This is a genomic window from Kribbella sp. NPDC050470 (assembly GCF_044458365.1).
Classification (GTDB): Bacteria; Actinomycetota; Actinomycetes; order Propionibacteriales; family Kribbellaceae; genus Kribbella.
Map to the genome: position 1 here is coordinate 170600 of NZ_JBITHV010000013.1, position 16661 is coordinate 187260.

At 69.3% G+C, this 16661-nt stretch carries 22 protein-coding genes; 12 read left to right on the forward strand and 10 right to left on the reverse strand.

What is annotated here, in order from left to right; all coding sequences use genetic code 11:
• The first annotated feature begins 1 nt into the window (after window position 1).
• The 5 genes from ACIBGM_RS36425 to recO all read left to right on the forward strand — a co-directional run bounded on the left by ACIBGM_RS36425 (window position 2) and on the right by recO (window position 3401).
• Entirely contained in the window at window positions 2–427 is a 426-nt protein-coding gene (locus ACIBGM_RS36425) for an NUDIX domain-containing protein (protein ID WP_396388209.1), read from the forward strand.
• 64 nt (window positions 428–491) lie between these two features.
• Entirely contained in the window at window positions 492–770 is a 279-nt protein-coding gene (locus tag ACIBGM_RS36430) for an SAV_915 family protein (protein WP_396388135.1), read from the forward strand.
• 67 nt (window positions 771–837) lie between these two features.
• The gene (locus ACIBGM_RS36435; RefSeq protein WP_360531627.1) at window positions 838–1827 is read left to right on the forward strand and encodes an aldo/keto reductase; all 990 of its coding nucleotides are present in this window, start codon (window positions 838–840) and stop codon (window positions 1825–1827) included.
• Window positions 1824–2648 (forward strand): SDR family oxidoreductase, encoded by an 825-nt coding sequence (locus ACIBGM_RS36440; protein ID WP_360531624.1) that lies wholly within the window; start codon window positions 1824–1826, stop codon window positions 2646–2648. Before ACIBGM_RS36435 ends, ACIBGM_RS36440 begins: the two co-directional genes overlap by 4 nt.
• A gap of 12 nt (window positions 2649–2660) precedes the next feature.
• Window positions 2661–3401 (forward strand): DNA repair protein RecO, encoded by a 741-nt coding sequence (gene recO / locus ACIBGM_RS36445; RefSeq protein ID WP_396388136.1) that lies wholly within the window; start codon window positions 2661–2663, stop codon window positions 3399–3401.
• A gap of 18 nt (window positions 3402–3419) precedes the next feature.
• On the opposite strand, the gene ACIBGM_RS36450 is transcribed toward recO, so the two are convergent.
• Together ACIBGM_RS36450 and ACIBGM_RS36455 are read right to left on the reverse strand one after the other, a co-directional pair.
• A complete protein-coding gene (locus tag ACIBGM_RS36450) occupies window positions 3420–4175 on the reverse strand; it encodes a PIN domain-containing protein (RefSeq protein ID WP_360531618.1) in 756 nt (251 codons plus the stop codon).
• Window positions 4172–4600 carry a hypothetical protein gene (locus ACIBGM_RS36455; protein WP_360531615.1) on the reverse strand — a complete coding sequence of 143 codons (429 nt, stop codon included), beginning with the start codon at window positions 4598–4600 and terminating at the stop codon, window positions 4172–4174. The genes ACIBGM_RS36450 and ACIBGM_RS36455 overlap by 4 nt, the downstream gene beginning before the upstream one ends.
• 306 nt (window positions 4601–4906) lie before the next feature.
• Here ACIBGM_RS36455 and ACIBGM_RS36460 point away from each other — a divergent pair, with 306 nt between their 5' ends.
• The 6 genes from ACIBGM_RS36460 (at window position 4907) to ACIBGM_RS36485 (ending at window position 9105) form a co-directional block, all read left to right on the forward strand.
• The gene (locus tag ACIBGM_RS36460; protein ID WP_396388137.1) at window positions 4907–5275 is read left to right on the forward strand and encodes a hypothetical protein; all 369 of its coding nucleotides are present in this window, start codon (window positions 4907–4909) and stop codon (window positions 5273–5275) included.
• A 308-nt stretch (window positions 5276–5583) separates the two neighbouring features.
• On the forward strand, window positions 5584–6282 hold the full coding sequence (locus ACIBGM_RS36465; protein WP_396388138.1) for a hypothetical protein: 699 nt from the start codon (window positions 5584–5586) through the stop codon (window positions 6280–6282).
• Between the two features lie 413 nt (window positions 6283–6695).
• On the forward strand, window positions 6696–6926 hold the full coding sequence (locus ACIBGM_RS36470) for a hypothetical protein (protein ID WP_396388139.1): 231 nt from the start codon (window positions 6696–6698) through the stop codon (window positions 6924–6926).
• 221 nt (window positions 6927–7147) lie between these two features.
• Entirely contained in the window at window positions 7148–7984 is an 837-nt protein-coding gene (locus tag ACIBGM_RS36475) for an isoprenyl transferase (protein WP_396388140.1), read from the forward strand.
• A 33-nt stretch (window positions 7985–8017) separates the two neighbouring features.
• Window positions 8018–8230: a hypothetical protein gene (locus tag ACIBGM_RS36480; protein ID WP_396388141.1), complete on the forward strand. Its 213-nt coding sequence runs from the start codon at window positions 8018–8020 to the stop codon at window positions 8228–8230.
• Complete coding sequence (locus ACIBGM_RS36485; protein ID WP_396388142.1) at window positions 8230–9105, forward strand: hypothetical protein; 876 nt, start codon at window positions 8230–8232, stop codon at window positions 9103–9105. The genes ACIBGM_RS36480 and ACIBGM_RS36485 overlap by 1 nt, the downstream gene beginning before the upstream one ends.
• A gap of 86 nt (window positions 9106–9191) precedes the next feature.
• Here ACIBGM_RS36485 and ACIBGM_RS36490 read toward each other — a convergent pair whose 3' ends face one another.
• From ACIBGM_RS36490 to ACIBGM_RS36505, 4 genes are read right to left on the reverse strand one after another with little or no spacing between them, the layout of a single operon-like run.
• Window positions 9192–9833, reverse strand: coding sequence for a response regulator transcription factor (locus tag ACIBGM_RS36490; protein WP_360531588.1), 642 nt, complete (start codon window positions 9831–9833; stop codon window positions 9192–9194).
• Complete coding sequence (locus tag ACIBGM_RS36495) at window positions 9830–11035, reverse strand: sensor histidine kinase (protein WP_360531585.1); 1206 nt, start codon at window positions 11033–11035, stop codon at window positions 9830–9832. The genes ACIBGM_RS36490 and ACIBGM_RS36495 overlap by 4 nt, the downstream gene beginning before the upstream one ends.
• Window positions 11036–11093: 58 nt before the next feature.
• On the reverse strand, window positions 11094–11930 hold the full coding sequence (locus ACIBGM_RS36500) for an ABC transporter permease (RefSeq protein WP_360531582.1): 837 nt from the start codon (window positions 11928–11930) through the stop codon (window positions 11094–11096).
• Entirely contained in the window at window positions 11927–12805 is an 879-nt protein-coding gene (locus tag ACIBGM_RS36505; RefSeq protein ID WP_360531579.1) for an ABC transporter ATP-binding protein, read from the reverse strand. Before ACIBGM_RS36505 ends, ACIBGM_RS36500 begins: the two co-directional genes overlap by 4 nt.
• Window positions 12806–12941: 136 nt before the next feature.
• Here ACIBGM_RS36505 and ACIBGM_RS36510 point away from each other — a divergent pair, with 136 nt between their 5' ends.
• Entirely contained in the window at window positions 12942–14036 is a 1095-nt protein-coding gene (locus ACIBGM_RS36510; RefSeq protein ID WP_396388143.1) for an S-(hydroxymethyl)mycothiol dehydrogenase, read from the forward strand.
• Here the strand turns inward: ACIBGM_RS36510 and ACIBGM_RS36515 are convergent.
• The 4 genes from ACIBGM_RS36515 to ACIBGM_RS36530 form a co-directional block, all read right to left on the reverse strand.
• A complete protein-coding gene (locus ACIBGM_RS36515) occupies window positions 14033–14521 on the reverse strand; it encodes a GNAT family N-acetyltransferase (RefSeq protein ID WP_360531573.1) in 489 nt (162 codons plus the stop codon). The two genes, ACIBGM_RS36510 and ACIBGM_RS36515, sit on opposite strands and share 4 nt — an antisense overlap.
• Window positions 14522–14602: 81 nt before the next feature.
• Window positions 14603–15583, reverse strand: a complete 981-nt coding sequence (locus ACIBGM_RS36520) for an aldo/keto reductase (protein WP_396388144.1) — start codon at window positions 15581–15583, stop codon at window positions 14603–14605.
• 73 nt (window positions 15584–15656) lie between these two features.
• Entirely contained in the window at window positions 15657–16145 is a 489-nt protein-coding gene (locus ACIBGM_RS36525; protein ID WP_360531567.1) for a MerR family transcriptional regulator, read from the reverse strand.
• A gap of 68 nt (window positions 16146–16213) precedes the next feature.
• Window positions 16214–16606, reverse strand: coding sequence for a Fur family transcriptional regulator (locus tag ACIBGM_RS36530; RefSeq protein WP_360531564.1), 393 nt, complete (start codon window positions 16604–16606; stop codon window positions 16214–16216).
• Window positions 16607–16661: the final 55 nt, after the last annotated feature.

The following is a 16661-nucleotide window of genomic DNA, read 5'->3' on the forward strand; positions in this document are numbered from 1 at the left end:
CCTGGATCCCACTGACCGGCTGCTACTTCTCCGGGTCGTCCTCCCCGACCGCTCCTTCTGGCTCGCGCCCGGCGGCGGCATCGAAGCCGGTGAGACCGCCGAGCAATGCCTCGCCCGCGAGCTCCGCGAGGAGCTGGGGTTGTTGACCGTGGACATCGGGGAGCACGTCTGGCGGCAGGAGGCGATCGGTGCGTACGCCGCCGGGCACGACGGGGTGCGTAGCGACTACTACCTCGTGCGCACTGCGCACTTCACGCCGGAACCGAACCCTGAGTGGGAGCGGGAGCTTGTCGCTGAGTGCCGGTGGTGGACTGTCGACGAACTGCTGGCGGCTGATGTCGTCTTCGCACCTCGTGAGTTGCCCGAGCTGATCCGCGCCCTGCTGGGCGACGGAGTGCCTGCTCGCCCGGTTCGTGTGGGGTTGTGAGAAGCGTGTGCGAAGTGTGTGAGGAAGCGGCGATGGGGGAGGATCGCGGCCTAGCGTCGGTGGTGTGAGACCTCGACATTGTGCTGAGTGGTTCGTCCCGGTTCGATCCACCGACGGCATCGCCGTACTGCAGACCGGGCGGCTGCCCGACGGCCCGCGGGTCGGCATCGCGTTCACCACCCTCGCCCTGCTCCGCGCCGCGACCGGACCGCGGCAGGAGTTCGTCCGCCTGTCCGAGGCGGCGCTGCGCGACCTGCTGGCGCCGCGCGGGATCACCAGGATCCAGCTCGACCCGGTGCTCGTCGGTCCCGACGTACGGTCCGAGGCGGCGCTGGTCCACTGACGTCACTCCCCGTGACCGCCGGAGGGGTCTTGCCCACAGCAACGGCCGACGACGGTAGGTTCGGAGCATGCGTGAATCGAAGCTCGGTGACCTGCACGTCTCCTGCCTCGGCCTCGGCTGCATGGGGATGTCCCAGTCCTACGGCGTGACGACGGACGAGACCGAGTCCATCGCCACCCTGCACGCCGCCATCGACGCCGGCTGCACCTTCATCGACACCGCCGACGTGTACGGCGACGGCGCCAACGAGGAGCTGGTCGGCCGCGCGCTGGCCGGCCGCCGCGACCAGGTGGTCCTCGCCACCAAGTTCGGCTTCAAGAAGCCCACCAGCCCGAACGACCCGCCCACGGTCGTCGACGGCAGCCCGGCGTACGCGCGGCAGGCGCTGGACGCCTCGCTGCGGCGGCTCGGCGTGGACCACGTCGACCTGTGGTACCTGCACCGCAAGGACCCGCAGATCCCGATCGAGGAGACCGTCGGCGCGATGGCCGAGCTGGTCCAGGCGGGCAAGGTGCGCTACCTCGGGCTGTCCGAGGTGAACGGCGACACGGTCCGGGCGGCGCACGCCGTCCACCCGATCAGCGCCGTCCAGAGCGAGTGGTCGCTGTGGACGCGGGACCCGGAGACCGTCGTACTGCCGACGCTGCGGGAGCTGGGCGTCGGGTTCGTCCCGTTCAGCCCGCTCGGCCGCGGGTTCCTGACCGGGCAGCTCAAGTCGCCGGACGACTTCGAGCCCGACGACATGCGGCGCGGCCTGCCGCGGTTCAGCGGGGAGAACTTCCAGCGCAACCTCGACCTGGTCGAGAAGGTCCGCGAGCTGGCCGCCGCGAAGGGCGTCACGGCCGGTCAGCTGGCGCTGGCCTGGCTGCTTGCTCAGGGCAATGACATTGCGCCGATTCCGGGCACCAAGCGGCGCAAGTACCTGGCCGAGAACCTCGGCGCTGTGGACGTCCAGCTGACCGCGGAGGAGCTGGCGGCGCTGGATGAGGCCTTCCCGCCGGACGCGGTGTCCGGTCAGCGGTACACCCAGGGCGGGATGGACCTGGTGGGCAAGTGATCGGCGTCACCGGCTCCACCGGTCAGCTCGGTTCCCGGATCGCGCGCCTGCTGGCGGATTCCGGCGTACCGCAGCGGCTGATCGTGCGCGACCCGGGCCGGGCGCCCGCACTGCCCGGAGCCGAGGTGGCGCAGGCGGCGTACGGCGAGCAGGCGTTCGCCGACGCGCTGGACGGGGTCGACACCTTGATGTTGCTGAGTGCAACGGAATCCGCGGACCGGGTTGCGTTGCACAAGGCAACGGTCGATGCCGCGCTGGCGGCCGGTGTACGGCGGATCGTCTACACGTCGTTCCTCGGCGCGTCGCCGGGCGCGACGTTCACCTTCGCCCGGGACCACTGGCACACCGAGGAGCACATCCGGTCGTCGGGTGTCGACTTCACGTTCCTCCGGGACAACCTGTACCTCGACTTCGTGACCGGGTTCGTCGGTGCGGAGGGCGTGATCCGTGGGCCGGCGGGCGACGGTCGGGTAGCAGCGGTCAGCCGGGACGACGTGGCAGCGGTGGCGGCCCGGGTGCTGGTGGACCCCGGGCACACCGGGATGACGTACGACCTGACCGGCCCGGCCGCGTTCACGCTGGCCGAGGCGGCCGCCGTACTGTCGTCTGCCTGGGGCCGGCGGGTCCGCTACGAGGCGGAGACGCTGGACGAGGCCTACCGGTCCCGGGAGGGGTACGGCGCTCCCGCGTGGGAGGTGGCCGGCTGGGTCACGTCGTACGCGGCCATCGCGAGCGGCGAGCTGAGCGAGGTCTCGTCGGCAGTCGAGGACATCACCGGCCGGCCGCCGACCAGCCTCGAGGAGTATGTCGCCCGCGGGTGAGAGACTGAACGCGTGCCGCTCTACCGTGAAGAGGCGATCGTGCTGCGCACCCAGAAGCTGGGTGAGGCGGACCGGATCGCCACGCTCCTGACTCGCGGTCGCGGCAAGATCCGCGCCGTCGCGAAGGGCGTCCGCCGTACGTCGTCCCGCTTCGGCGCCCGCCTCGAGCCGTTCAGCCACGTCGACCTGCAACTCGCCACCGGCCGCACCCTCGACGTAGTCACGCAGGCAGTGTCGATCGCGGCGTACGGCGAGGGGATCGTCAACGACTACGCGCGGTACACGACCGGCACGGTCCTGCTGGAGACCGCGGACCGCCTCGTCGTCGAGGAGAAGGAACCCGCCACCCAGCAGCACCTGCTCCTGGCCGGCGCCCTCCGCGTCCTGTCCACCGGCGAACGCGAACCCGCCCTGGTCCTCGACTCCTTCCTCCTCCGCTCGCTGGCGATCAACGGCTACGCTCCCTCCTTCGCCGACTGCGCCCGCTGCGGCGAACCGGGTCCGCATCGAGCCTTCAACCCCGCCGCCGGCGGCATGGTCTGCACCGCCTGCCGCCCGCCGGCCTCGGCGATGCCGTCCGCCGGCACCGTCGCGCACCTGGCCGCCCTGCTAACCGGCGACTGGCCCACCGCGCTGCAAGCCGACCCCAGGACCCGTCGCGAAGCCACGGGCCTGATCGCCGCCTTCTTCACCTACCACCAGGACCATCAACTGCGCTCTTTGCCCCACCTGGACTTGAGCACGGGGTCCTAGCGCTTCAGACCTCCTGCTTCAGACCTCTTGCTCGGAGCTCTTGGCGCGTTCCTGGGATTGCTGGGTGCCCTTGCGGGCTTCGGGGGTAGTGGTCGGGGCCTGTGCCGTGGGCGACGACAGACCCGAGAAGGCCTTCGATGCGGCGGAGCCTCGCTGGTTGGCGGTCAGCACCTCGGCGGTGCCCTGCTGGTCGGGCGGGACGACGGCGTTCAGGTTCTGGGCGAACGAGCGGAGTTCCGGCTGGGTCGCCATCTTGTCGATCAGCTGGGACATGGTCCTCGGGTCCCGCTTGTTGCGATTGACCATGTCCTGCAGCGCCGACTGGACCCGCTGCGGGTCCTCCTCGAGCTTGCGGTTCAGGAACTGCGACAGCTTCTCGACGCGCATCGCGTGCGGGCCGGACGACGGCGGGTGGAAGTCCTTCACGTTGTCGGTGACCAGGACGGCCGACTCGCTGTGGACGGCGCCCGCGAGCACGTGCTTGTCCTTCGGGTCGGCCTGCATCTGCGGCTCGAGGCCTTCATGTCCGCTGGTCATCGCCCGCGGGAAGACCTTGTTCATCGTGGCGATGCGCTTGTCGATCTTCTCCTCGGACACCCCGGGCGGCCGGTTGCGGCGCATCTCGTCGAGGACGTGCTGCGACCAGCGCGGCTCGAAGGTGTCCCGGTGCGCCAGCGACATCAGGATGTCGTTGGTCAGCTGACCACGGATCACGTTCGCGTCGAGGAACGCGCGCTCCGGTCGCAACGGAGTGCTGGGCGCCGACTCGGTCATGACTGCCGCCCGTCATCGTCGGCCGCATCCCACGGCTCCTCGTCCAGCATCTCCTGCAACGCCGCGCTCCGCTCGTCCCGGCGCTTGGCGTCCCACGCGATCACGTCGGCCAGGCGCACCCAGTCGACGTACTCCGAGGACCGGAAGGGAACGGCGCCCTCGGCAACGTACGCGCGGAGGTCGTCCCGGGCCATCCCGATCGCGTCGGCCGCCTCGTCGATCGGCAACTCCGGCCGCAGCGGCGTGACCTTCACCGCCTGTCCCGCCCGCATCGCCTCGATCACGTGCCGAACCGCGCTGAACACCTGCGCCGGAATCTCCTCCCGCACCCCATCCGGCCCCACCACAGCCGGCCCACCCGGCACCACCCGACTCTCATCCGATTCCAGCAGGTAGATCCGCGAGTCAGTACTAGGCCCGGACATGCCCAGAGTGTAATTCACCACCCGTCCACCCACCTGTGGATAACCCAACCCTCCGGAACCGAACGTATGAAACAGTTACACCCTCAGTAGCCCCACCCGCGCCCCGGAGGCCCCCGCATGCCCAGGCGACTAGCCACCGCAGCCCTCATAACCACAGTCGCCACCCTCCCCGCCTGCACCCCCGACAACCCCAAACCCCCACCCTTCACGCCATCAGCTTCAGCCACCAGCACCACCCCAACCCCGGCACCCCCGTCCCAACAGGCCGGCGAAGCAGCCGTAGCCGCCTACCGCCGCTACATCCTGGTGACCGACGCGATGATGAGGAGCGGAGGCACCGACGTGAAGGACCTCCCGTCCGTGACCGCCGGCGTCGAACTCCGCGCCACTCAGATCCTGGCCGAGCGCTATCGCGGCGAAAAGATCCGGGCCATCGGAGCCACGGAGATCGTCTGGACCAAGCCGGTCAAGGTGGCTGGTCCTGTGGCGGGCAAGTTCACCACAGCCTCAGTCCAGGCCTGCCTGGACACCTCGAAGACCCAAGCCGTCGATTCGGCCGGGAAGAACGTGAAGGTGCCCGGTACCCCGACCCGTTGGCTGGACAACCGAAATCTGCAGCTCATCGGCGGAAGCTGGAAGGTCATCCGGGGCAAGAACGAGGGGGCGCAATGCTGACCGCAGTTGTGGTCACGGCGAGTCTGCTCGTCGGCCTACCGATGACGGGCGCTGTGTCTCCCGGCATGGGGACGCCCAGTCCTGCAGGTCCGACCTGCGATCGCGATCGCGTCTCGGGTAGGTGCACGATCTCGGTGACGGACGAGACGACATCGCCGGCCGAGAAGTCTCCGCGGAAGCCAGGATCATCGACGGCCGGGCAGACCGGATGCGTAGCCAAGGGACAAGCAATCCCGTGTCGGACGGAGAACGGGTTCTGGGATGCGGCCTCGGGGTGTTACCTGACTCCGACGAAGACGCTCACATCCATGTTCCACTCGGCTAGCGATTACCCGCCGGGAACCAAGTTCTACCGGTGCTGGGTTCTGCTGGATGTGGTGGACGGCACGCCGGACGGCATCGAGCGGTTTGAGCCGGTGATTCGGCCGCCGGGGGAGGTGGTGGTTGACCCGCGGGTGGTGGCTCGGCGGGTGGTGGAGAGTATGGCGTTCCGGGCGCCGCAGCTGGGGTTGTCGCCGTACGTGCAGAGCGCGAACGGTGACGGTGTCGTGAACGTGCCGATCTGGATGTGGGTAGCGGATCCGGGCGAGAACACCACCGGCCCACTCACCAAGCAGGCGACCCTCGACGGCGTCACGATCGTGGCGACCGGGACGGTGGACCGGATCGAGTGGTCGATGGGCGCCGGCGACAAGGTGACCTGCAAGGGCGGAGGTACGCCGTTCACCCGCGCCTACGCCGAAGGCAAGTCCCTGAAGGAGATCCCACCGTCCCCCACCTGCGGCCACAAGTACCGCAACACCTCCCGCTGCGAGACCACCGGCAAGTTCCAAGTAACCGCAACCGCCTACTGGAACGTCCACTGGACCGGCGGCGGCATGCAAGGCAACATCCCCCTCAACTTCAGCCGCTCAACCCCACTCCGCGTCACCGATCTCAACCCAGTTCTCGTGGCTCCCGAGGCCGGCGAACCAACCACCCAACTACCACCCCGCGCATGCCGCTGACCTCCCACACCCGAGATCACCGGCGGACCAAACACACGAAGATCTCACAGATGGTTTCGCCGGATCCCCGGGGCCACTCGATGCCCGGGCGCCTAGCCATCGCGGCTCTGGTCGTCCTAATCGCCGCCCTCCCCGCCTGCACCTCCGGCGACTCCCAGCCGACACCCGCGTCCAGCTCACCGAGTCCCGCCAGTACGGCGAGTCCTCCGTCGACAACGCCTGAGCAGGCCGCGGCGGCTGCAGCTCAGACGGCGTACCGGCGGTATGTCGCCGCGAAGAGCGCGATGCAGGCGAGCGGCGGTCGGAACGTCTCGGAGCTACCGAAGGTTGCGACAGGGATCATATTGGGGGCCGAGCTGAATCAAGCGGCGACATACAGAGGGCGCAAGTGGCGTGGCGTCGGGCAGGTTGACGTGCTCTGGACCAAGGCGGTGAAGCTCGGATCGGCCGGAGCGAACGGTCAGGTGGCCGAGGTAACTGTCCAGGCGTGCCTCGACTCGTCGAAGGCGACCGCCGTCGATGCGACAGGCAAGAGCGTCAAGAAGCCCGGAACTGCGACGAGATGGCTCGATGACATGCAGATGCGTTTCGTCGACGGCGCCTGGAAGGCGTACTACGGCATGAACCAGGCAGCGAACTGCTGATCAAGTTCGCCACCGTTGCACTGACGACTTCGGCTTCAATCCACCCGTCACCTCGGAGGAGGCGAGGAACTGCTGATTCCCAAGGCCCTCTCCGCGCCTGGTGCGGGTTGCCTGGTTGTGGTGCGTCGTACACAGACTCATCGAGCATGGTCCCCAACAACGAGTACGTCGGTGGTGGGGGAGGTTATCCACAGGGTTGGGGGGTGGGAGAGGATGCGGTTATGTCGCCTATTGGTCGTCGTCGGGGTCGGGGGTTGGAGTCGCGGGGTGGGGAGAAGGTGGTGGTGGCGCCGGAGCCGCATCCGTCGGGGGCCCGGCCGCCGGTGATTCCGGCGGAGCTGGTGCCGCGGCACGTGGCGATCGTGATGGACGGGAACGGGCGGTGGGCCAAGCAGCGGGGGCTGCCGCGGACCGAGGGGCACAAGGCAGGCGAGGCGTCGCTGCTGGACGTGATCAAGGGCGGGATCGAGGTCGGGGTGAAGTACATCTCGGCGTACGCGTTCTCGACCGAGAACTGGGCCCGCTCGCCCGAGGAGGTGCGCTTCCTGATGGGGTTCAACCGGGAGGTGATCCACCGCCGGCGCGACGAGCTGGACGCGATGGGCGTGCGGGTGGTCTGGTCCGGGCGGCGGCCGCGGCTGTGGAAGAGCGTGATCGACGAGCTCGAGTACGCCCAGGAGCGGACCAAGCACAACGACACGATCACGCTGCAGTTCTGCGTGAACTACGGCGGCCGCGCGGAGATCGCGGACGCGATGCGGTCGATCGCGCGCGATGTTGCCGACGGCAAGCTCAAGCCGGACCGGATCACCGAGCAGACGGTCGCCCGGCACCTGTACGCGCCGGACATCCCCGAGGTGGACCTGTTCGTCCGCTCGTCGGGTGAGCAACGTACGTCGAACTTCCTGGTCTGGCAGCTCGCGTACGCCGAGATGGTCTTCCTGGACACGCTCTGGCCGGACTTCGACCGCCGCGACCTGTGGCGCGCGATCGAGCTCTACGCCCAGCGCGACCGCCGGTACGGCGGCGCCGTACCGAATCCGGTCGCCCCGGCCTGACCGCCGTACCAAATCCCCAGCGGTGGACCGGCGGTGGACTGGGGTGCGTCTAGGCTCGTTGGACGACTGACCGAGGACAAGGAGTACGACGTGCCGGACCAGCCGACGGATGAGACGCCGCAGCAGGCGGTGGAGCGGGAACTGCGGGCCGCCCAGGAGGAGGTCCGCCAGGTCGGCGACGTCCTGCGCGCCGCCCTCGCCGAGGACGACCGCCTGGCCGCCGAGGCTGACGAGGCAGGACGCTGATGGCCGACGAGGCCGAGGTCGCTTTCCGGACCGAGCAGATCGCGACCGCGGTGACCAGGGCGCGTTCGACGATGGCGGCGGTGGCCGATGCGATGGGCCCGACTGGGTTCGTTCGGGTGTTGGAGCGTCGGCTGGAGGACGTCGAGTCGCTGCGTACCGGCGCCGGTTGGGTCCGTGAGAACGAGGCTGATGCCCGGCTGATCAACGCCGACCCGCGGAGCGAAGATGTCCAGCGCTACCAGGCGGACGAAAGCGTGCGCGGCGCGTTCCGGGGTGTTCAGAACACAGCCGGCGTGCTGGTGGACCGGCTCAACGGCTCACGGCGAGAGCTCCACGAACTGGGGGAGGAACTCGCGGAGAGTGCGGAGACGCTTGACCGCGGGCTCGACCACCTCGACAAGCTCGAGCAGTTGCCGGGTCGACAGACCCCGGAGACCGGGCTGTTGCGAGTCCGGCTGGAGAACCTCCGAGGCGCCGTCGGCGTCGCGACTGAGAGCTTCGAGCGGGCAACGGCTCGGCTCGAGTCGGCTCGCAGCGCGGCTTCGGCGCTCGAGACCTCCGTGCTGCAGGTGGATGGCAGTGGGCAGCACTCGGTGCTGATCGACCGGACGAGTTCACAGCTCGAGACGGATATCAGCGTGGCCCGTGAGGGGATGACCAGCCTGAGTGGGCAGCTGCACACCGTCGGGCACAGCGCACACGAGGCAGCTCAGCAGAGCATCGAGCTGGCCGACAAAGGCGCGGAGCTGGCACGAACGTTCCAGGTCGGGCTGAACCCGCAGCCGGCCGAACCGCGCCAGAGCTCCGGCATGGGCGAGCAGGACCGTAAGCACATGCCGACCGCCCCGTCGCCCGACAAGAGCCTCAGACTGTAGCGCGCGCAACCTGCAGCCCAGCGCAAAGCCGCAGCTCAGCGCGACCTGTAGCCCAGCGCAACCTGCAGCCCAGCGCGACCTGTGGCTCAGCGGCCGGGGGAGGGGAGCAGGCCTCGTTCGATGGCGACGGTTACGGCTCGGGTGCGGTCGTCGACATCGAGCTTGGTGAAGAGGCGCTGCAGGTGCGTCTTGACAGTGGCCTCGCCGATGAAGAGCTCACGCCCGATCTCGGCGTTGCTCAACCCACGAGCGACCGCCGCCAGCACCTCGAGCTCCCGCGGCGACGGCTGCGCGCTGGCCGGCGCGGCCGGCGTACGCAGCCGAGACATCAACCGCGCAGCAACCGGCGGCGCGAGGACAGTCTCGCCACGCGCCGCGGCGCGGATCCCGTCGAGCAGATCCGCATGCGGCGTGTCCTTGAGCAGGTAGCCCGCGGCACCGGCCTCGACCGCGTGCAGGATGTCGGTGTCCGTGTCGTACGTCGTAAGAACGAGCACCCGAGTCGACGGATACCCGGACACAATCGCCCCGGTCGCCGCCACCCCGTCCATCCGCGGCATCCGCAGATCCATCAGTACGACGTCCGGCTTGGTCGACTCCACCAGCGCCAGGGCCTCCGCGCCGTCGCCGGCCTCGCCGACCACCGAGATGTCCTCGGTCACGGCGAGCATCCCGGCCAGGCCCGACCGCACCACCGGATGGTCGTCAACCACCACTACCCGAATCACACGTCCTCCGCTGGGATCAACACCTGCACCCGGGTGCCCTGACCCGGCGCGCTCTCCACCTGTACCGAACCACCCGACTCCTCGACCCGCCCGCGCATCGCCGCCAGCCCGTACCCGGCGTCGGCCGTGGACGGCGTGAACCCGGTGCCGTCGTCGCGGATCTCGATCCACACACCGTCGTCCGAGATGCCCAGCGTGATCAGCACCTGCGTCGCGGCCGCATGCTTGCGCACGTTCGCCAACGCCTCCTGAGCCGATCGCAGCAGCACAACCTGCTGCGCCTGCGGCAGCGCGGCGACCTCCTCGTCCGGCAAGTCGAGCGACACCTGGACGTCGACGCCGGTCTCGGCCGCGAACCGCTCCGCCTGCCGCCGCAGCACCTCGGTCAACGTGGCCTCGGACAACGCAACGGGGGTGAACGCTGCAACCAACGCCCGCGCTTCGGCGAGATTCTCCCGCGCAGTGTCCTCGATCGCCGCCAGTCGGGCCGCGGCCCCGTCGGTCCCGCCGCGCTGCAGCTCGACCGCGGCCGCCTGGGAGAGCATCACGATGCTGGTCATGCCTTGCGCGAGGGTGTCGTGGATCTCGCGCGCCATCCGCTCCCGCTCGGCCATCACGCCGGCGCTGTGGTGCGCCTCGGCGAGCTCGTCGCGCGTCGACTGGAGCTCCCGGATCAGCTCGGCCCGCTGCTCGCTCTGGGTGATCACCCGCTCGATCCAGATCCCGAACAGCAGGCTCACGACCAGGCTGACCGCCATCCACGGCAGGACCGACCAGAACGCGTCCCAGCCCCAGCCGGCGTTCCACAGCTGCGCGGAGCCGACCCCGAGCACGAGCAGCACGCTGAAGGCCGCACCTTCGCGCACCCGCTCGCAGAGCAGCCACATCTGCCCCGACACGATGAACAGCAGGAACACCGACTGCGGGTACAACGCGACCAGCACCATCAGGCACCCGAGCATCACGAGCCGATACCCGTACGACGGAAGCCGCCGGCGCGACGTGATCGCAGGCACCGCGATGAACTGGTACGCCGCCGCGAGCACGACGATCGTAGCCGTGTAGACAATCCGACGACCCGTGCTGAGGTCGGTCGCGAAGGAGACCGCGAACGTCACCGCGAGCAGCACCCAGAACACGATGTGCCAGCCGATCAGCGTCCGCATCCAGATCGGCTCGTCCACCACCCGGTTCTGCTCCACGATGTCTATCTTCCTCTCATCTGATTGTCGGCAATCAACCCGCTGTGATCGTCGACAATCAACCCGCGTCCCGGCGGGTCCAGCGGAACACTCGCTGAGCGACGACCAGACCGACGACCAGCCACGCCGACAGGACCAGCGCGCCGAGACCGAGCTGCCACGAGCCGCCCGGCTCGTTCGCCTCGAAGCCGTCCGGCAGGAACACCGACCGCATCCCCTGCGCGAGCCACTTCAGCGGGAAGATCTCCGCGACCGACCGCATCCACGCCGGCAGGCTGCTGTAGACGAAGTACACGCCGGAGATGAACTGCAGCAGCAGGACGACCGGCGTCACGACCGCCGACGCGGCCTTGCCCGACTTCGGCACGACGGAGAACGCGATCCCGAGCACCGACCCGGACGCCGTACCGAGGACGAAGATCCAGAGGAAGTGCAGCCACTTCACCGGCTCGGTCGGAATGTCGACACCGAGCAGCAGGCCGGCGATCACGAGCAGCAGGCCGAACTGCAGGATCGAGGTGACCAGGACCAGCCCGATCTTGCCGATGAAGTACGACTGCGGCGACATCGGTGTGCCGCGAAGGCGCTTCAGCAGGTCCTCGTCGCGCTCCATCGCGATCGTGATGGACAGCGACTGGAAGCTGGTCAGGAAGATGCCGGAGGCAATCATCCCGGGCGTGAAGTAGGTGGCGGCGTCGACCCCGCCGGAGAAGTCGGTGCCGCTGAACACGGCGGAGAAGATGCCGAGGAAGATGATCGGGAAGAAGAAGGTGAAGATCAGCTGCTCGCGTTCGCGGAAGAACTGCTTCACCTCCAGCCCGGTCCGGGACAGCCCGACCTTCATCGGCGACGGCAACGGCCTGCTCACCGTGCGACTCCGTTCGACGACGCTCACTGCACTGCTCCTTCCAGCACCGGAGCGGCCGCGACCGCTCCGATCAGGTCCAGGTAGATGTCTTCAAGGCTCGGCCGCCGTACCTCCAGCTCGGGCACCTCGCCGCCGTACTCCGCCAGCAGCCGGGCGACCTCGGCGGTCGGCTGGTCGGTGCGGACCTCGCGCATCCCGTCCGCGGACAGCCAGGAGACCCGCGCGGTCCGGGCGCCGCGCCCGCCGAGGGTCTCCGGCGTCGCGACCTCGACCATCCGGCCGTCGGCGATCACGCCGACCCGGTCGGCCAGGTGCTCGGCCTCGTCCAGGTAGTGGGTGGTCAGCAGGATCGTGGTGCCCGCGGTCCGCAGGTTCTCGATCAGGGTCCAGAACTGCCGGCGTGCTTCGGGATCGAAACCGGTAGTCGGCTCGTCCAGGAACAGCAGCTCGGGGTTGCCGATCACGCCGAGTGCGACGTCGAGGCGGCGGCGCTGGCCGCCGGACAGCTTCCGGGTCCGCGTACGGCGCTTCTCCTCGAGACCGACCGCGGCAATCACCTCGTCGGGGTCCCGGGGGTCCGGGTAGTAGCCGGCGTAGTGGTTCACGAGCTCGGCGACGGACAGTTCGGCCTCGTCGCGAGACGTCTGGGTGACGATCCCGAGCCGCGCCCGCCAGTCCCGGTCAGCGCGCGCCGGGTCGGCGCCGAGCACGCTGACCTCGCCGGCGTCGGCGTGGCGATACCCCTCCAGGATCTCCACGGTCGTCGTCTTGCCGGCGCCGTTCGGGCCGAGCAGCGCGAACACCTCACCGCGGTGGATGTCCAGGTCCACCCCGTCCACCGCCACCTTGTCCGGGTACCGCTTCACCAGCCCCCGCACCCTCACAGCCGTATCTGTCTCCATGCCTCCAACCCTCCCGTGCAGGGGGCCGCCCGCGGGAGCACCACCCGGATGACGCTCTGTCCCCCGACCGGTGGACAAGCTGCGCCACGCCCGGGAGGGCTGACGGGGTGGGGTGGTTGCGGCTAGCGTCGGGGCCATGGCTCAGACGGTGCGTGGTGTGGTGGCGGCGGGTAAGGGTCAACCGGTCTCGATCGAGGAGATCACGATCCCGGATCCCGGACCGGGCGAGGCCGTGGTGAAGGTGCAGGCGTGCGGCGTGTGCCATACCGACCTGCACTACCGCGAGGGCGGCATCAACGACGACTTCCCGTTCCTGCTCGGCCACGAGGCGGCAGGCATCGTGGAGTCGGTCGGCGCCGGCGTGACCGACGTGCAGCCGGGCGACTTCGTCGTACTGAACTGGCGGGCGGTCTGCGGCAACTGCCGCGCCTGCCTGCGCGGCCGCCCGTGGTACTGCTTCAGCACGTACAACGCCGAGCAGAAGATGACCCTTGCCGACGGCACCGAACTCTCACCGGCGCTCGGCATCGGCGCGTTCGCCGAGAAGACCCTGGTCGCGGCCGGCCAGTGCACCAAGGTCGACCCGGCCGCCAAGCCGGAGGTGGCCGGCCTGCTCGGCTGCGGCGTGATGGCCGGCCTCGGCGCCGCCATCAACACCGGCAACGTCGGCCGCGGTGACTCGGTCGCCGTGATCGGCTGCGGCGGCGTCGGTACGGCGGCAGTCGTCGGCGCCCGCCTGGCCGGCGCGGCGAAGGTCGTCGCCGTCGACATCGACGAGCGCAAGCTGAAGGTCGCCCAGGAGCTCGGCGCTACCCACACGGTCAACTCCAAGGACCTGGACCACGACGGCGTGGTCACGCAGGTCCACGAGCTGACCGGTGGCTTCGGCGCGGACGTGGTGATCGACGCGGTCGGCCGCCCGGAGACGTGGAAGCAGGCCTTCTACGCCCGCGACCTGGCCGGCACCGTCGTCCTGGTCGGCGTGCCGACGCCCGAGATGACCCTGGAGATGCCGCTGCTCGACTTCTTCGGCCGGGGCGGTTCGCTCAAGTCCAGCTGGTACGGCGACTGCCTGCCGACCCGCGACTTCCCGCTGCTGATCGACCTGCACCTGCAGGGCCGGCTGCCGCTGGACCGTTTCGTCTCGGAGACGATCGCGCTGGACGAGGTCGAGGCCGCGTTCACCAAGATGCACCACGGCGACGTCCTGCGCTCGGTGGTCCTGTTCTAGAAGGAGATCCAGACGTCCGGCGGCGTGCTCGGATCACCCGGGACCGGCCGCTTCTCCTCCGACCACGCCTCCCCGGACACCGCCGCCGCGACCCGTCGCCAGAAGTGCACCGCCGTCGCGTTGCTCTCCTGGAACGCCACCTCCCACGGCCCGGGATGGTGTGCGACGACTTCCTGTACGGCGCGCAGCCCAACCCCATGCCGTCGCATCGGCCGCACGATGAAGAACGCGTTGAGCACCCGCACCGGCTGCGTCAACGCCCGGACGAAGGCGAACCCCACCGGATTCTCGCCCGCGTGGAACAGGTACCCGGCCCAGTTCGGATCGCCGTCCAGCACCGACTCGAGCCACTCACTCCGGTAGCTCCCATCGGGGCGCGGCAGCTGCCCCTGGAACTCGGACAGGTCGTGCCGGAACATCAGCCACAACCGCTCCAGCGCAACCTGATCGCCGTAGCCGGCGCGCCGTACGACAAGGTCAGACATCGGACTCCTCACACTCAACCTGCATCAGAACGCACGAAAGCCTCCCGCGGGAAGCGGGAGGCCTTGATGCGAAGCAGTTTATCAGCCGAGCGGTGCGGTGCTCCGGTCGACCCAGGTCATGTCCGGGTACCGCGTGCCCACCGGCGTCAGCTTGGACAGCGACGCCAGATCGTCGCCGGACAACGTGAGCTCCAATGCTCGCGCGTTCTCCTCCAGGTACTTGCGCCGCTTCGTCCCCGGGATCGGCGCCACGTCGTTGCCCTGCGCAAGCACCCAGGCGAGCGCGACCTGGCCGGGCGTTGCGTCGTACCGCGCGGCGACCGTCTTGATCTCCTCCACCAGGGCCGCGTTCGCCTCGAAGTTCTCGTCGGAGAAGCGCGGCAGCGTCCGCCGGTAGTCGTCGGCCGCGAGGTCGGCCTTCCGCGGCAGCGTGCCGGTCAGCATGCCGCGGCCGAGCGGCGAGTACGGCACGATCCCGATGCCGAGTTCACGGCAGGTCGGCAGCACCGACTCCTCGATGTCCCGGCTGAACAGCGACCACTCGGTCTGCACCGCGGTGATCGGGTGGACGGCGTGCGCCCGGCGGATCGTGTCCGCCGACGCCTCGGACAGCCCGAGGTACCGGACCTTGCCCGCCTCGACCAGCGACGCCATGACCGCGACTGTCTCCTCGATCGGTACGGCGGGATCGGCGCGGTGCTGGTAGTACAGGTCGATGTGGTCGACACCCAGCCGCCCGAGGGACGCGTCGATCGCGGACCGGACGTACGACGGTGACCCGTCGGCTCCCTGCTGTCCAGGGATCGTCGGATTGCCGACAATCCCGAACTTGGTCGCCAGGAACACCTCGTCCCGGCGCTCCTTGATGGCCCGGCCGACCAGTTCCTCGTTCTTGCCGAAGCCGTAGATGTCGGCCGTGTCCAGGAACGTGATGCCCAGGTCGAGCGCGCGGTGCAGGGTCGCGACCGACTCGGTGTCGTCGGTCGCGCCGTACGCGTAGCTCATTCCCATGCAGCCCAGTCCCAGCCGGCTGACCTCGGCTCCGGTGCTTCCCAGTCTCATCGTCGATCTCCTCGAAGAAGGCATAGCTCCGCCAGGCAGACCGTCAGGCCCGCCAAGGCACGGAGAGATTCGGTCAGGGTTCGGCGTGACCGCCGTACGTGGTGATCTTGTAGTCGGTCACCGCCAGCGCCGCCTGCAGCTCACGCAGCCGCCGCTGAATCGTCGCCCGGTGCTCCTCCATCAGGGCGAGCCGCTGCGGTGCGGTCTCCTCGCCCTGCGCGACCAGCTCCAGGTAGTGGCTGATCGTGCTGATCGGCATGTCCGACAGCCGCAGCCGGGTGATGAACACGATCCGCGCCAGCGCCAGCCGGTCGTAGCTCCGGTAGCGGGCGCCGTCGCGGCCGACGCGGATCAGCCCGATCCGCTCGTAGTACCGCAGCGTGTGGGCGGTGAGTCCGGTGACCTCGGCCGCCTCCGCGATGCTCAGCTGCTCCGGGAGGCCGTCCGGGAGGTCCAGGAGCTTGAGCAGCTCGGGGTCGAGCGGGGACGGCGGCGGCACCTCGTAGCGGTCGACGAAGGCCTGTCGCCGTTCGGGAGTGGTGAGGACACCGGTCGTGTTCATGTCTTCGACCGTACGCCTTCGAGTGCGCTCAAAGGCAAAGGTGACCTAGGCCACAAACTCGGCCACAGTCAGGACTTCTGGCAGTCCTGGCAGGTGCCGAAGATCTCCAGGGTGTGGCTGATGTCGGCGTACCCGTGCTCGGCCGCGACCTTGTCCGCCCAGCGCTCCACGGCCGGGCCCTCGACCTCGACCGTGCGGCCGCAGTTGCGGCAGACCAGGTGGTGATGATGTCCCTTGGAGCAACGCCGGTACGCCGTCTCGCCGTCGGCGGTGCGCAGTACGTCGACCTCGCGCGAGTCGGCGAGCGCCTGCAGGGTCCGGTAGACGGTGGTGAGGCCGACGGCCTCACCGGCGGACCGGAGCTCCTGGTGGATCTCCTGGGCGGTCCGGAAGTCGTCGAGATTGTCGAGCGCGGACGCGACCGCAGCGCGCTGACGGGTCGAGCGTGTTCCGATGGCCACCGTTCCTCCTGTCACTCCGTCACCGTGATTTCCCCGGTAACCCCGCCAATTCTCT